Annotated in this window: 14 protein-coding genes; 1 reads left to right on the top strand and 13 read right to left on the bottom strand. The window is 60.6% G+C overall.

What is annotated here, in order from left to right:
• Positions 1–6 precede the first annotated feature (6 nt).
• The 3 genes from GSQ91_RS17875 to GSQ91_RS17865 form a co-directional block, all read right to left on the bottom strand.
• Entirely contained in the window at positions 7–423 is a 417-nt protein-coding gene (locus tag GSQ91_RS17875) for a hypothetical protein (protein WP_158823106.1), read from the bottom strand.
• On the bottom strand, positions 420–1481 hold the full coding sequence (locus GSQ91_RS17870; protein ID WP_158823105.1) for a gluconolaconase: 1062 nt from the start codon (positions 1479–1481) through the stop codon (positions 420–422). The genes GSQ91_RS17875 and GSQ91_RS17870 overlap by 4 nt, the downstream gene beginning before the upstream one ends.
• A 78-nt stretch (positions 1482–1559) precedes the next feature.
• On the bottom strand, positions 1560–2702 hold the full coding sequence (locus GSQ91_RS17865) for an epoxide hydrolase family protein (protein ID WP_254064673.1): 1143 nt from the start codon (positions 2700–2702) through the stop codon (positions 1560–1562).
• Between the two features lie 159 nt (positions 2703–2861).
• Here GSQ91_RS17865 and GSQ91_RS17860 point away from each other — a divergent pair, with 159 nt between their 5' ends.
• Positions 2862–3386 carry a CGNR zinc finger domain-containing protein gene (locus GSQ91_RS17860; protein WP_158823103.1) on the top strand — a complete coding sequence of 175 codons (525 nt, stop codon included), beginning with the start codon at positions 2862–2864 and terminating at the stop codon, positions 3384–3386.
• A gap of 93 nt (positions 3387–3479) precedes the next feature.
• Here the strand turns inward: GSQ91_RS17860 and GSQ91_RS17855 are convergent, their stop codons facing one another.
• The 10 genes from GSQ91_RS17855 to GSQ91_RS17810 form a co-directional block, all read right to left on the bottom strand.
• Positions 3480–5291, bottom strand: coding sequence for a glycosyltransferase family 4 protein (locus GSQ91_RS17855; RefSeq protein WP_158823102.1), 1812 nt, complete (start codon positions 5289–5291; stop codon positions 3480–3482).
• Entirely contained in the window at positions 5291–5905 is a 615-nt protein-coding gene (locus GSQ91_RS17850) for a TlpA disulfide reductase family protein (RefSeq protein WP_158823101.1), read from the bottom strand. The genes GSQ91_RS17855 and GSQ91_RS17850 overlap by 1 nt, the downstream gene beginning before the upstream one ends.
• 759 nt (positions 5906–6664) lie before the next feature.
• Positions 6665–7189, bottom strand: a complete 525-nt coding sequence (locus GSQ91_RS17845; RefSeq protein WP_158823100.1) for a phosphatidylglycerophosphatase A — start codon at positions 7187–7189, stop codon at positions 6665–6667.
• Positions 7189–7419, bottom strand: coding sequence for a DNA gyrase inhibitor YacG (locus GSQ91_RS17840; protein WP_158823099.1), 231 nt, complete (start codon positions 7417–7419; stop codon positions 7189–7191). The genes GSQ91_RS17845 and GSQ91_RS17840 overlap by 1 nt, the downstream gene beginning before the upstream one ends.
• Before the next feature lie 13 nt (positions 7420–7432).
• The gene (locus tag GSQ91_RS17835; protein WP_158823098.1) at positions 7433–8209 is read right to left on the bottom strand and encodes an SDR family NAD(P)-dependent oxidoreductase; all 777 of its coding nucleotides are present in this window, start codon (positions 8207–8209) and stop codon (positions 7433–7435) included.
• An 86-nt stretch (positions 8210–8295) separates the two neighbouring features.
• Positions 8296–9048 carry a hypothetical protein gene (locus GSQ91_RS17830; protein ID WP_158823097.1) on the bottom strand — a complete coding sequence of 251 codons (753 nt, stop codon included), beginning with the start codon at positions 9046–9048 and terminating at the stop codon, positions 8296–8298.
• Positions 9049–9072: 24 nt separating this feature from the next.
• Positions 9073–10692, bottom strand: a complete 1620-nt coding sequence (rimO, locus tag GSQ91_RS17825; RefSeq protein WP_158823096.1) for a 30S ribosomal protein S12 methylthiotransferase RimO — start codon at positions 10690–10692, stop codon at positions 9073–9075.
• A 114-nt stretch (positions 10693–10806) separates the two neighbouring features.
• A complete protein-coding gene (locus tag GSQ91_RS17820; RefSeq protein ID WP_254064671.1) occupies positions 10807–11133 on the bottom strand; it encodes a hypothetical protein in 327 nt (108 codons plus the stop codon).
• Positions 11134–11230: 97 nt separating this feature from the next.
• Positions 11231–13279: a M13 family metallopeptidase gene (locus tag GSQ91_RS17815; protein WP_158823095.1), complete on the bottom strand. Its 2049-nt coding sequence runs from the start codon at positions 13277–13279 to the stop codon at positions 11231–11233.
• 24 nt (positions 13280–13303) lie between these two features.
• Positions 13304–14287: a pectinesterase family protein gene (locus GSQ91_RS17810; protein WP_158823094.1), complete on the bottom strand. Its 984-nt coding sequence runs from the start codon at positions 14285–14287 to the stop codon at positions 13304–13306.
• Between the last annotated feature and the right edge of the window lie 2 nt (positions 14288–14289).

Here is a 14289-nt window from a genome sequence, read left to right as displayed (position 1 = left end):
GGTGCTTCAGATGCGATTGTCCTGGGGCGGGCGTGAAGTGGCCTTGAGAATACCGAGGTAGACTGCGCAGGCTGCGGCTCCGAGGAGCGCACTCTCCCATGCGGTACGGTGGAACCATGCTGCTGTTGGTGCTTTGTTCGGAGATGAATGCAGGTAGAAATGATGGGCTTCGCCTAGAGCGACGATGGTGGCAATCAGTCCTCCAGCCAGGACAAAGACGACAGGACGCCACGCGCGAAGGTTATCAGAGACTGCTACAAAGGGCAGCAACAGAAGCCAGCAGGGCAGTATCACCAGAAGAGATCCAAGTGTGAGCAGGAGAAGGTCTCTATCTATGTGACCATCGTCCACGAATAAGGCGACTACGACTCCAGTGGCTAAGGCGATCAACGAGAACAGGCCGATGCGCTTCCAACGGCTCATGCGAGGGCCCGGCCCTGAATGCCTAGATCGACATGGAAGATGGTCGTGTTGGTCGCGAGTGCGGCGCAGCCGTCTTCGAGGAAGGCGAGACCCACGAGGTCATTGCCGGAGACGATGAGTTCTGCTTGACCCTCTCCGTCTATTTTTATGACACCACGCTGCCCATGCAGCGAAGCTGCGACATACAGATTGCTGTCGGCATCGAAGGCCATGCCCTGGGGACGGCCCAGGCCGCGATAGAAGACGGTTGCGTTGCCGTCAGGATCGATGGCGTGGATGGACTGGTTCGACGAGGTCGTAGGTGCGGTGACGAGCAGCATGCCGTCCTCACGGAAGGCCACGTGATAGGCCGCGACTGAGGGTTCAAGCGTGGCGAAGACGAAGATCTCACCGGCGTTCTTCGAACCGCTCGCGCCGATTTTGAAGATGGTGCCTGAGCGGTCGCCGACGAAGAGGTTGCCCTCGTGGTCGAACGCGATGCCGGTGGCGATGCCCATGCCTTCGGCGAAGGTGGAGATGGCGCCGTGCGGGGAGATGCGATAGACGGCGCCTTCGGAGCGCGAGCTGGCGTAGAGATAGCCCTCGCGGTCGAAGGCCAGCGCGGAGACGTTGAGCAGGTCACGCACGAAGGGCCGGACCTGGAGATCACGGTCGATGCGGAAGATCGATACCGGCACGCGTTCGCCGCGCGGGCCGGAGACCATTGCGAAGAGGTTGCCGTCGGCGTCGATGGCGGGGTTCGAGACCAGGTGGAGATTTTCGGCCATGGGGATGGCGATGTTGGCGTGCAGGATGTTGCTGACAAGTCCATCGCGATGGAGGACGAGATCGCTGGAGATGGCGCCATCGGGCACGCGGATGAGCGCACGGGCCTCACGGCTGAGTTCGAGCTCAGCGACGGCCTCGCCGAAGAAGGCCTGCGGGGCCTGCGGTTCGGTTGTATCTGCGCGCAGCAGCCGGCTGCCGAAGACTTCGAAGTTGCCGCCAGGGATTGCCGCTTTGGGTGTCAGGCGGTCGAGGTGTGGAGCGTCGGGGCGAGTTGGGTGCAGCAAGGTCATCTTTGGTTAGCGTAGACGGGGTGGGGGGTGAAGGCAAACGGGGTCCAATAGTCTTGTTGACGTTCCGCCATGGAGGAATCAACTTCTCTTGAGAGATCTTGAGAATAGCCGGACATCCTCCGCATAGGCATCAGGCGCTTCCCAGGCCGGAAAGTGGCCACCGTGCCTCTGTGTCGAGTACCTCTGAACGTTATAAAAGCGCTCCGCCCATTCCCTGGGAGCAAGCACCAGATCTTTGGGCCAGATGCAGATGGCGGTAGGGACACTGACGTGGTCGCTCGTCTTGAACGGGGCCCGAAAGTGACGATGGTCGTAGTACAGGCGCATCGACGAGCCAATTGTCTCGGTGGCCCAATAGATCATCAGGTTGTCGATGAGCATTTCGGGTGGAAATGTCTTAAGCAGATCATCCCCATGATCGCTCCAGAAATAGAACTTCTCCACGATCCAGCTAGCCAGCCCCACAGGCGAGTCCGCCAGCGCGAAAGCAAGCGTCTGAGGCCGCGTGTAGTGCATGTGTTCATACGCGCCTTCTTCTGCCTCCCACTGGTCAGAACGAGCTTTGTACGCCTGCTCCGCACTGGTTAAGAGCGGGGATGTACCTGTCAGAGGCGGGTCCACCACAGAAGCAATATGAATGCCTTGTACCGTGCCGGGATATTTCAAGGCGAGGCGAGTCGCTACGCCAGCGCCAATGTCGGTCCCGGAGGCGATATAAGCCGGATAGCCCAGATGTTCCGTCATCAAGGTGTGGAACAAGTCCTCGGCATTGACCTGATGGGGATGCGTCGGCCGGTCTGAGAAGCCAAACCCAGGGAGCGTGGGGATGACGACATCGAAGGCGTCATCCGCTGAACCGCCAAAGGCAGCAGGGTCGGCAAGCATTGGGGCCAGCCTGCGATATTCAGCGAAGCTTGAGGGCCAGCCGTTCATCAAAAGCAGCGGCTTGGGATGCGGGCCCCGTCCCCTTATGTGAAGGTAGTGGATGCTAAATCCTGCAACGGTCGTCCGAAACTGCGGCATCGCGTTTATACGTTCTTCCGCAGCGTCGAAGTTGTAGTTGGTCTGCCAGTACTCCACCAGCGCTCTAAGGAAGGATTTGTTCATTCCGTATTCCCAATCCGTCGCGACGGCATCGCTCCATCGTGTCTGAGCGAGACGGCGTTGGAGATCTGCTCTGAGTGCGTTGTCAAAATGGACGCTGAACGGTTTTCCTGGCATCTTCTGCTCTACTCCTTCGCTAACTGCGATTCCACGAAATGCGCCTAAAACTGCGGGAAGTGCAAGCGCAAACGTTCGACGGCTTACATCTTCATTTCGCGGTGTTACCATTTAAATAGTTTCAGTGGTAACTATTGAATTTGCAAGTGAGAGCTTGTCGTGCCTGAACATCGTCCGGAGACACCCGCCAAATACCGTTATTTGGAATCATTCTTATGGCATGACTTCGAAGCCGGTCGCTGCGACTGGAAGGTCTGGCTTCATCGCAAGCTGCGCGGTTGTTCTCCCGCCGTGACAGCGGCCACGTTTCAGCGCGCAATGCAGCTCCATGCCGCGCTTCGGTCGTTGCAGGCCGCAAATAGTGGAATGCAAATCGGCAACGAGCTTATCGCCGGCCGCGAAATGCTGAACCGGCTCATCGTTCTCTATCGGATTGAGCCGCGCCTTGGCGAGGATGGCCAGATCTCTCTAGCTACAAACAAGCCCGCGGACCCGGTTGCCAGCCTCGTGCTCATGGTATTGGATGCTCTGCAATCAGGCCTCTGGCGGCGCTTCAAGCTTTGCCACGAGTCCACCTGCCGGGCCTCCTATTTCGACGCTTCTAAGGCGGCGGTGAAGACCTGGTGCTCGATGCAGACCTGCGGCAGCCGCAATAAGATGAAGCGATACCGCGCCAGGATTTGACTGCACGCTCCACACTGCTGGAGTACAAGGGTCGCAGGAATACTCTTTCGCGCCCGGCCTATCGCAGAGGGAGCGCCACGTACGCGACCTCCGCTACTCGTCGCGGTCTTTGTCCGAAACCCCAACAGGGATGAGGTGGGAGTACTTCATCAGCCACATGACCTGCCTTCTGGCGCTCGGTTCGCTGCACGGCGAGGAGCGCACAATCTGCTCCACCAACTGGCCTACGCCGATGGGCTTTGCCGCAGCAGCCAGGGTCGCGTCGACGTTCCACTGATGGAACTCGGCAAGGTTCAGGAATTTTCCGGCATAGGGAATGAAGATGCGACCCGCGGAGGAGGCTTCGCCCGGTGAGCGAACTACTACGGTCTCATCGTTCAGGATCGTGGTCGCGAAGTGCTGGGCGAAGCGGAAATAATCCGGCTGGCGATAGGGCTGATACGTTGGCTTACGATACGGAATGCGATCGGCGATCGGCCTCAGTTCCGCAGCCAGCGCGTGGTACTCGGCGACAATCTTCTCCCAGGAGAAGTGCGTGACGGCTCGCTGCCGCGATGCCTCTCCCATCCTGGCACGCAGCTCCGGATTGCGAACCAGCTGCTCCAGTGCCTGCACCAGTTCGCGGCCGTCGACGGCGACGGACTGCGCGAGGCGAAAGTGATCTGGCTGCCAGTTTTCTGAATAGACCTGTGACAGCGGCCCGAGATCGCTGTCACACTGCATCCAGTAGGTCGGAATCAGAAATCCGGTTTCGCCATGGGCTACCGTTTCGCGGTAGCCGTCCCAGTCGGAGACTACCTGCGGAATGCCGCAGGCCATGGCCTCCAGCGGTGTTTGCCCAAAGCATTCCTGGAGATTGTCAGCGGGCGAGACGAAGATGTCGGCCGCGCTGTACAGCAGCGGTAGTTCCTCGTCCGTGATGCCGGGCAGAAAGACTACGCCGGTGGACAGGCCGGCTTCCTTCAGTTTTTCCTTGAGCAACTGGTCGTATCCCCTGTAGCCGCGGCCGCTGATCGCCAGCGTCAGTTGCGCCTCCGGGTTGCGGCGTCGGAGTTCGGCATAAGCCTGCGCCAACGGGAAGAGATCGCCCTTGTCGATCACGGAGATCCTTCCGAAGTAGAGAATCAGAATCTCCTTCTTCGAGAATCCGAAATGCTTGCGGCAAGCCTCCTTCGGCCGTGGGCAGAAGACTTCGGTATCGACGCCCAGGGGAATCACATCGAGGCGGCCGTGGAAAGCAGCCTGCAGGCCATGGCTGCGCATGAGCGCCTCGCCCATATACTCCAGTTGGTTGGAGATCAGTTGACGCGCGGCATGGCTGGTGCAGACGAACGAATCGCACGGCAGGGTTTCCGATAGCAGAAGTGGCAGAAACCGATTGTTCAGATGATGCTGATAACTCACTGTGTGGTGAGAAAACAGGATCGGATAGCAGGACGAGGCGAAGCTGGCACGGAGATCGAAGGGATTGCAGTAGTTGCCGGTGTCGTCAAACCAGGCATACCATCCTTTTTCAAACTCTGATGCGAGGTCGAAGTAGTTGCAGGCGTCGGCTACGGTGCTCTCCGGCAGCGGACTGCTCTTGAGTTGCTGCCGAAGCCTGGGCACTAAGGATGGATTGGTGATCAGCGTGATCTCCGCCTGAGGAGAATAGCGCAGCATGGCGGTGTTGAAGGACCGATAGGCGGTGTGCGCGCCGTAGACGATCTGACGCTGCGAAAGAATCCTGCGCAGAGGTCTCAGGGCGGCGGCGAGCAATCCCTTTTCTCTCTTCGCCTCGCCGCCTCCACCGGCAATCAGATCCGTGCATAGGATCGCTATGCGCCGGGCACTGATTGACGCAGGTTCTGACGACGCGGCTCCGGCAGCGACATCCACGGTTGCTTCAGGCTGGACAGAGCCCATCACGACTTGCAGCAGCCCGGAAGCGAGACCTGGAGCGAGCTTTCGATCTTCCCCTTGATGTCATCTCCGTACACGCCGACCCACGAGTTGAGAATTTTGCCCTGCGGGGAAATGACGATGGTGGCGGGTGTTCCGCCCAACTGATACGTCGACATCGTGGCGCTGCTCAGATGGGTATAGACCGGGAAGTCCAGGTGTTGTGAGTCAATGTATTGCTTGAGGTCGCGGTCCGTGAGCGAGAGACCGATAAGCCGGTACTTGTTTCCTGCCTGGTCGGCCAGCGCATGCAGATCGGGCAGGTTGCGCTTGCACCAGCCGCATTGAGGGGTGAAGACATACAGCACCGTGGGCACCGAGGTGGCAGCGTAATCAATCGTACCCGGCACGCCAGTTACCGTCTGCGCCTCGATGGAGGGCATCTCAGCACCTACCGTCAGCAATGGGTGGGAACTCGTTTTCTGCGAGAGGGTATGCACGCGCGCAATCAGGAAAAAATTGAGCGCGATGGATGCGGCAAACAGAATCAGAATAGCGCTCTTGTCCACGAAGGACGCGGCCTTCGATGAGGAAACTGCCGAGGCAGGAGACGGCTGCCCGATGTTCGTCGACTCCATGCGAATCCTCCACAGTGGTGTGCGGTGCGGCGGCTCCTAAGCATGCCGCACCGCACTGGTTTTGGTGATGATTTGTGCAGCTGTACTACTCTTCAACGCAGGTATAGCCTTGCATATTCGATGTAGGGCCTTGATTGCACTCCTCGTTCGTGAACTCGCACCGAGCGTCGCCTCCGCAGGAGTTATCCAGCTCGTAATTACAACAAGCCTGTTCTGCGTGTGCTTTGTGCGGGAGAACTACCTGGTGAACCGCGGCCACAAAAGCAGCCATCGAGCTCCCATAAAGTAACGTGCGTAGGACCAGTTTCCATTTCATAGGGAGAGGGCTCCTTAATTCCCTCAGTAACAGCTGTGCTTGTTTCTCGTGTCTGAAAAACAGGCCAATCTTCCGCCGTCACAGCCCTGCTGCCGCGGGGAGGGCAGAATGATTGGTTCTACGAATTGCTGCTCGAACTAGGAATAAGTCAGCCATGGTAACGATTCCATGGACGGCAATAACAATGCCACGCGAATTCGAGAACTGTCAAGCGGGAATTATTGGGGCTCTTTTTACAGCAGCCGAATATTACGAGAATGCGGGGCAGCAGCTAAGGACTATTGCTGTCCCGCATCTGGTTCAAGTCCAGAGCCGAGTTACAGATAGGGTTGACTACTCCATCTTTGAAGCCGAGTACTCCGGGCAATGTCGCATCCTGAAGCAGGGATCCAGGTTGCCGTGGCGATCGGTCTCAGCCTTCGACGAACTTCAGACGCACCACTCTAGAAGAAGCGGCCCGCGATCAGTGCCACGATCAGCGCGAGCACACCGGCTGCAACGTCGTCGAGCATAATGCCTGTGCCTTCGGGCAAGGCTTCGAACTTTTGAATGGGCCAGGGCTTGAAGATGTCGAAGAGCCGGAAGAGGATCAGCGAAAGCACGGCGTGCTTCCAATCAGGGCGAATGGCGATGAGTGCGATGAGTTGGCCCGCGACCTCGTCGACGACGACGAAGCCTGGGTCTTCGCGGCCGGACTCGCGTGCAACGAGAGTCGAGGCGGGGATGCCGATCAGCGTGACGACGATAGCTGCGACAGTCGTGTCGATGGCCAGGGTTATGAAGTTGGGATGGAACGCATGTGCGGCGGCGTACCAGAGCAGCGCCGCGGCGACGGAGCCATAGGTTCCCGGTCCGGGCTTGAGCAGGCCTGCGCCGAAGAAGGTGCCGAGAGCCCAGGCCCATTTTGTTTTGCGTCCGGTTTGAGCTTCGCGAAGTTCAGAGAGGGAGACGTGTGGCTGATGCGCCATTAGTTCTTCCACTCTTTGGTTTCATCGGTGGGGTGCTGTTGTTGCTGGGCGTGTTCGAGGTCTTCGAGCAGATCGGGATCGAGGATGGGAGAGCTGATCTTGTAGTCTCCCGAGGCCCATTTGCCGAGGTCGATGGTGCGGCAGCGCTCCGAGCAGAAGGGGACTTCGGCGGAGTCGGTGGGAACGACCTTACGGCAGATGGGGCAGCGGAGTGTTTTGGTCTCGGACATAGCGAGTTTAAGTTTAGATGATGGAACGGAGGAGGCCGCCTTCGGCGCGCAGAGCGGCTCCATTGGTGGCTGCGGAGAGCGGGCTGGCGAGAAAGGCGACGAGGTTTGCAATCTCGGAGTCTTCGATGAGCCGCTGCAGCAGCGAACTCTGGCGGTGCTTTTCGAAGAACTCTTTTTCAGCCTGCTCGGGTGTGGCATTGGGGATCGACGACATCTTCTCGAGGAACTCGACGATGCCCTCGGAGCGTGTGGGGCCGGGCATGACGGTATTGACAGTGACGGCGGTGCCTTTGGTCCGTTCGGCAAGGCCGCGGGAGATGGCGAGCTGCGCGGACTTGGTGACGCCGTAGTGGACCATCTCGGGTGGAGTCATCACTCCGGACTCGCTGGAGATGAAGATAATGCGGCCGGAGTTGCGCTTGATCATGCGCGGGAAGTAGTGGCGCGAGAGCCGGACGCCGCTGAGAACGTTGGTCTCGAAGAGATGCAGCCAGTCGGCATCGGTGATGTCGACGAACTCTTTGGGCTCGTAGATGCCCAGGTTGTTGATGAGGATGTCGGTGTCGGGGACCTGCTGGAGAAGCTTGTCGGCGCCTTCGGCGGTTGCCACGTCAGCTACCACGGGGATGACTTTGGGGATGCCGGCGAGTGCCTGGGTGAGCTTGGCCTGGGTGCGGCCCGGGACGGTGACGGTGACGCCTTCGGCTGCCAGTGCCTTGACGATGGCCAGGCCGATGCCGGCAGAACCTCCAGTGACGATAGCGGTCTTGCCGGTGAGTTGCAGATCCATGAGTTCTCCTTATGCCGGTGGTGCTGGCAGGTACTTGTATGGATGTTGGTTGAGCGGTGGGAGATTCATGGTGGGGGTTTTGGCGCTCAGGACGATGCCTTCGGCATTTGCATTCGTGCCTGAGCTTCGCTGAAGAGACTCTGTACGTCACGGAGAGTCGTTGTGGGATCGTTGTTGTACTCCATCAGGCGGTGATGATAGCCGCGTGTCGCGGTACGTTCGTCAACGATGGCGCGAACGGTTTCCATGGCGGGCCGACGGTGATGGGAACCTCCAGTTACAGAGATGGAGGCTTTGATCATGGCGCAGTAGATGCTCCATGTTGTTGCAGCGGTTGGACAATGGCGATCGTCGGTTCGGTTCCATACGGCTGGAGTCGAAAGCAGCCGCGCTGCTTCCTGCACGATCTTCTGGTCAAGAGGCCTGGGGACTATTTCACGAGATTCATTCGAGGCATCGAGATCGAACGTAAGAGGTGAAGCAACGAAATGCGTGACGGGATACCACCCGTATTCGGTACGAAGAACACCCCATCCACCTGAATAGATTTCAAGTTCAAGCGCGGCGTTCGGGCTGTCTTGATCGGTCATATCACCCGACCAGATCTGGGAGGGGTGAATGTCAGTGCGCCAGATGCCGGTTGTGATGGCTGCCGCAGGTTTCAAGGTCATGGCCGAGGTTTGATCGAAGACGTGGCCGCAACCGCCAGTGAAATGGTCTTCTGCCTGTTGAAATATGCAATGTGAGAGCGCTGCCGAGGTTTGCCCATAGAGCGCCGATGCAGACAGCGCCAGAAAAAGGAGTAGCAGAGCATATATCGAAGCGCGACCCTTCGGCATGCGGCAACCTCAATGCCTGAAAGTTTACTCGATGATTCTTGCAACCACGTCATAGTCGTGCGACTCGGTGATCTCGGCGCGGTAGAAGGTGCCGGGGACGAGGACTTCGTGGGGGCCGAAGTCGTTGATGAGGACCTTGCCGTCGATTTCGGGGGCCTGGTCCAGCGAGCGGCCTTGCCAGAGGAGTTCGGTCTCTTCGCTCTCGCCTTCTACGAGCAGGTCGATCTCGCGGCCTACCCAGGCGCGGCGGGCTTTGGTGCTGATCTTGTTCTGCAGCTTCATCAGCTTGCGGCGGCGGGCTTCGATGGTGCGCTTGGGGACCTTTTCGTCGAGTTCGAAGGCTCCTGCACCCTCTTCGTCGGAGTAGCTGAAGACGCCGAGCCAGTCGATCTGTGCGGCTTGTACGAAGGCCAGGAGCTCGTCGAAGTCGGCTTCGGTCTCGCCGGGGAAGCCGACGATGAAGCTGGTGCGCAGGACCAAGCCGGGGACGATGGAGCGGGCTTGGTCGATGATCTGCAGGAAGCGGTCGGCGGTGCCTCCGCGCTTCATGCGGCGCAGTACATTGGCGCTGGCGTGCTGGAGGGGCACGTCGAGGTACTTGGCGACGGTGTCGTGCTTCGCGATCGATTCCAGGAGCCGTGTGGTGATCTTGTTGGGGTACGCGTAGAGGAAGCGGAGCCACTTGAGGCCCGGCAGCGGGGCGAGGGCGTCGAGCAGGTCGGCCAGCTCGGGGCGCTTGCCGGTGACGGCGTCCTTGGGAAGGTCTTCGCCGTAGCAGGTGGTGTCCTGGCCGATGAGCGTGATCTCGCGAACACCCTGGGCGATGAGCGACTTGGCTTCGGCGACGATGCTCGACAGCGGCCGCGAGCGGAACTTGCCGCGTAGCTGCGGGATGATGCAGAAGCTGCAGGGGTGGTCGCAGCCTTCGGCGATCTTGATATAGGCCGAGGCGCGGGGCGTAGTGAGGATGCGCGGCGTTTCGTCGGAGTAGAGGTAGCTGGGCAGGGCGGCGGTTGCGCCGTCCCAGGCCTCGCGGGAGAAGCGTCCGGCTTGTTCGCGGGCATCGCCTTCGGGTCTAGACGACTGCGCGTCGGGCGAGACGCTTCGCGTGGCTTCGTGAGCGATCTGTGGCCCGTCGGACTCGGGGCGAGAGTGCTGGTTGACCGACGAGGCGTGCCGCTCGATCTGCGCCGTCGTCAAAATGGCGAATGGGGAGTTGTTCTCCGCGGGAGTGGGGCGATGGAGGCCGGCAGCCTCCAGGATCGCTTCGAGCTCACCGGTGCCGACGACGGCGTCGACCTCGGGGATGTTCTTGCGGATCTCGTCGCGGTAGCGCTCGACCAGGCAGCCGGCGACGATGAGCTTCTGGGCGCGGCCGCCGTTGGCGATCTTGTGCTGCACCATCTCGAGGATGGTGTCGACCGACTCCTGCTTGGCGGAGTCGATGAAACTGCAGGTGTTAACGACGAGGATCTCGGCGTCTTCGGCCCTGGGGGTGAGCTCCGCACCGCCGCGATGCAGCAGTCCCATCATGACCTCGGAGTCGACGAGGTTCTTGGGGCAGCCGAGCGAGACGAATCCGACCTTGGGGCGGTGGGTCTCGGTTTCTGCAGCTGGATTTTCGAGGGTGGGGGAGAGGCTCACAACTCTTGATTTTAGCAGGTTTTATGCAGGTTTGAAGAGCAAAAACCTTGACGCAACGGGCGCGAAGGGAGCCAAGCTTCGCTACGGCGGTTGTGCCGGTCCTGCTGGATTTTGCTACATGATGTGGCGGGGTAAGGGTGGCAATGGTTGGGGTTGGGGGGCGGTGTGGCTGGTTACGACTACGCCGTTGGTTTCAAAGTGGCTGATGCGGTGGTCGGTGGAGTGGCCCTGGGTGACAGCCTTGCGAAGTATCGAGAGGTGGCGGCGGGAGTCGTCGGCGAAGTGCCTGCTGATCGCGTGGTCGTAATCGACCACTAGGACATAGGTGGCCTCGCACTTGGGGCAGTAGATGGGGTCTTCGAGCGTGCGATGGAACGACGCCGGTGGCAGAGGTGCCACCGGGTCGGTTCCGGAACGGATTGCGGCGATGATCAGGGACAAGCTGGTTTTGCTCCCAGAGGCTAAAGCCTCATTTTAGGGTGACTGAAGATGCCCGGACTAAAGTCCGGGCCTATCTCAGAGACAAAAGCAATTACGTCTACCAGATATGAACGCGATCATCGGGGGTGAGGTAGAGGGTCTGGCCGGGTTTTACGTCGAAGGCAGCATACCAGGCGTCGAGGTTGCGGACGGTGTCGGCGCGGAACTCGCCGGGGGAGTGCGGGTCGGTGAGGACCTGCTGGCGCAGAGCGGCTTCGCGGGCTTTTCCGGCCTCGCTCTGCGCGTAGCCCAGGAAGAACTGCTGCTCTCCGGTGAGACCGTCGACCACCGGCGCGGGTTTGCCGTGCAGCGAGGCTAGCCACGCATCGTGGGAGGCGGTGATTCCTGCCAGGTCGGCGATATTTTCGCCGAGCGTCTGGTGGCCGTTCAGGTGCAGGTCGGGGAAGGGGGCGTAGGTGTCGTACTGCTTGGCGAGTGCTTCGATGGAGGCATCGAAGTGGGCGCGGTCAGCATCGGTCCACCAGTTGCGAACCTTGCCCTGCGAGTCGAAGGCCGCGCCTTCGCTGTCGAAGGTGTGCGAGATCTCGTGGCCGATGATGGTGCCGATGGCTCCGTAGTTCACCGCGTCAGGCGCCTTGGGATCGAAGAACGGCGGCCCGAAGATGGCGGCTGGGAAGTTGAGACCGTTATCGAGCGGAAGGTTCACGGCGTTGACGGTCTGCGGAGTCATCGTCCACTCCTTGCGATCGGTGGGCTTGCCGATGCGCGCGAGCGCGTAGTGGTAGTCGAAGAGCGAAGCGCGCCAGAGATTGCCGAAGAGATCGTCGGGCTCGATGCTGAGGCCCTGGTAGGAGCGCCAGTGGTCGGCGTAGCCTATGCCGACCTGCAGGGTGCCGAGTTTGCGCAGGGCTTCTGCTTTGGTGGCGGGCGTCATCCAGGTGAGGTTCTCCAGGCGCGCATGGAAGGCGGTGAGGAGATTCTGCACCATGACTTCGACCTTCGCTTTGTCGGCGGGAGTGAAGTAGCGCGCGGCGTAGAGCTGGCCGACGGCGTCGCCGAGGATGCCATTGACGAGCGCGATGGCACGCTGCTCGCGAGGACGCTGCTGCTGCGCTCCGGTGAGAGTCTTGCCGACGAAGTTGAAGCGCTCGTCCGCTAGCGGGGTGGAGATGGCGGCGGCGTATTGCTCGATGAGATGGAAGGCGAGGAGATCCTTCCAGGTGTCGATGGGGGTGGCGGAGACGAGGTAAGCCTCGGCGGTGATGGCCGTGGGTTGCCAGACGATGAAGCTGGGCTGCTGCGCGAGGCCGGCGGCTGCGAAGTAGGCAGGCCAGTCGAGGCCGGGTGCGTTCTTTGCGAAGTCGGACATCTGCCAGACGTTGTTGGCCTTCGCGATGTTCTCGTCTTCGGCGAGCGAGAGGTGTTTCTGCGCGATTCTTGTTTCGAGTGCGAGGATCGCGTCGGCGCGTTTGTCTGTGTTGCTCAAGCCGGCAAGCTTGAGCATCTCCGAGATGTGCTGCACGTACTTCTCGCGGATGGTCTTCATGCGCTCGGAGTCGGTGACGTAGTACGCACGGTCGGGGAGTTGCAGGCCGCCCTGCATCAGGTAGGGCGTGTAGTGGTCGGGGTCGTTGAAGCCGGGGGCGATCCACAGGCCGAAGAGGTTAGGGGTATGGAAGTTGGTGTTGTTGAGTGCGTCGGTATCGGCGCGGAGGGTGTGGCCGAGGGCGGTGGCGAGTTCGTGCTCGTTGCTGATGGCGGAGAGCTCGGCAAGGTGCGGCTTGAGTGCGGCGATGCCGCGCTGGTCGATGGCCTGCTCGTCCATGTAGGAGGCGTAGAGGTCGGCGATCTTGCGCTTCTCGGTGCCCGCTGTTGCGTTGGACTTGGCCGCCTCGTCGACGATGCCGGCGACGCGCTTGTTGACGACGTCGGCGAGCAGGGAGAAGCCGGACAGGCTGGTGCGGTCGGCGGGAATCTCAGTCTTCGCGATCCATGCGCCGTTGGCATAGTGATAGAAGTTGTCGCCGGGCTGCGCGGTCTTGTCCATGTTGGCGGGGTGAACCCCGTGGACGTCCTGTGCGGAGAGGGTGAGCGCGAGGGGTGAAAACAAGAGGGCGGAGCAGCCGATGAGCAGTACAGATTTCATGGGGAGGATTTTACAGGGTTCACGCTACGGCAGCTTGGCGGCCTCGGCGATGGGGTCCCAATGGTCCTCGCCGCGAAGAAAGTTCTGCGCAGAGAATGCTTCAGCTTCCTTCGCTGTGAGTTGATGCGACCATGCGACACGTTGTTTGGGCAGCCAGCCGGGGCCGGAGTTGTTGTATTCGGCGTAGAAGGCTTTGGGCGTGGGGTCGTTCTTGTTCCAGATCGACCAGCCTTCGGGGTTGAGGTCGGCGGGGAGTTCGGTGTTCATCACGATGACGCGAGAGTAGGCGCGCCAGGGGCGGCCGAGAGAGAAGCTGGTGCCTGAGGGCGGTGTGGGGTCGTTTGTGACACGCGAGTGGTCGATGACGTAGCCCGTAGTCTGATCGAGCGAGGTGCGCGACTGAGCAGTCAGGAAGCCATTGTGGATCTCGTGCAACTCCGAGCGGTCGAAGACGGCAGTGGCGTTGCCGAAGATGAAGTCGGTGCCGCCGGCGATGTAGCTGTCGACGTAGTACTGGCGGCCAAAGTCCGCGAAGAGCGTGTCCTGGTCGCCCAGAAAGCGGCAGCGTTTGAAGATGGCGCGATCCGAGCGCACAGCAGCCGCGACGGCCTGGCCGGTGGGGCCTGCGGTGTTCTCGAAGGTGACGTTATCGGCCTCGAAGCTGTCGCCATCGATCTCGGCGGTTGCTGTGAAGAAGGTGCCACCGGCGGATTTGGCGTTCTGCGAGGCGGTGATGACAACCTCGCTGGGGTCCTTACCCAGCCCGAGCAGCGTGATGCGCGAGCGGTTCCGAGTGACGTTGATGCGCTCGTGGTAGGTGCCGGGTACGATCTCGATGATGGTGCGGCCATGCGGCGCTTCAGGGGCGTGGTCGAGCGCCTGCTGGATGGTCGTGTAGTCGGTGGTGCTGGTGATGCCGCCGTGGCCGCTCGGGTCCACTTTAATGTGGACGTCTTGAGTTAGGGCTGTTGTTGATAGGAGGACGAGCGGAAGGAGCAACGTGCGCATAG

Origin of the sequence: Granulicella sp. S156 (assembly GCF_009766105.1) — a bacterium.
In the GTDB taxonomy this organism is placed as follows: Bacteria; Acidobacteriota; Terriglobia; order Terriglobales; family Acidobacteriaceae; genus Granulicella.
The sequence above is the reverse complement of the archived record's forward strand: the minus strand, read 5'-3'. Positions and strand labels throughout refer to the sequence as shown.

Excerpts from the sequence above, each read along its gene's own strand:
- GSQ91_RS17865 (WP_254064673.1), bottom strand. The coding sequence starts at position 2,702 with ATGCCAGGAAAACCGTTCAGCGTCCATTTTGACAACGCACTCAGAGCA.
- GSQ91_RS17870 (WP_158823105.1), bottom strand. The coding sequence starts at position 1,481 with ATGACCTTGCTGCACCCAACTCGCCCCGACGCTCCACACCTCGACCGC.
- GSQ91_RS17845 (WP_158823100.1), bottom strand. The coding sequence starts at position 7,189 with ATGGCGCATCAGCCACACGTCTCCCTCTCTGAACTTCGCGAAGCTCAA.
- GSQ91_RS17830 (WP_158823097.1), bottom strand. The coding sequence starts at position 9,048 with ATGCCGAAGGGTCGCGCTTCGATATATGCTCTGCTACTCCTTTTTCTG.
- GSQ91_RS17835 (WP_158823098.1), bottom strand. The coding sequence starts at position 8,209 with ATGGATCTGCAACTCACCGGCAAGACCGCTATCGTCACTGGAGGTTCT.
- GSQ91_RS17815 (WP_158823095.1), bottom strand. The coding sequence starts at position 13,279 with ATGAAATCTGTACTGCTCATCGGCTGCTCCGCCCTCTTGTTTTCACCC.
- GSQ91_RS17875 (WP_158823106.1), bottom strand. The coding sequence starts at position 423 with ATGAGCCGTTGGAAGCGCATCGGCCTGTTCTCGTTGATCGCCTTAGCC.
- GSQ91_RS17855 (WP_158823102.1), bottom strand. The coding sequence starts at position 5,291 with ATGGGCTCTGTCCAGCCTGAAGCAACCGTGGATGTCGCTGCCGGAGCC.
- GSQ91_RS17810 (WP_158823094.1), bottom strand. The coding sequence starts at position 14,287 with ATGCGCACGTTGCTCCTTCCGCTCGTCCTCCTATCAACAACAGCCCTA.
- GSQ91_RS17840 (WP_158823099.1), bottom strand. The coding sequence starts at position 7,419 with ATGTCCGAGACCAAAACACTCCGCTGCCCCATCTGCCGTAAGGTCGTT.
- GSQ91_RS17850 (WP_158823101.1), bottom strand. The coding sequence starts at position 5,905 with ATGGAGTCGACGAACATCGGGCAGCCGTCTCCTGCCTCGGCAGTTTCC.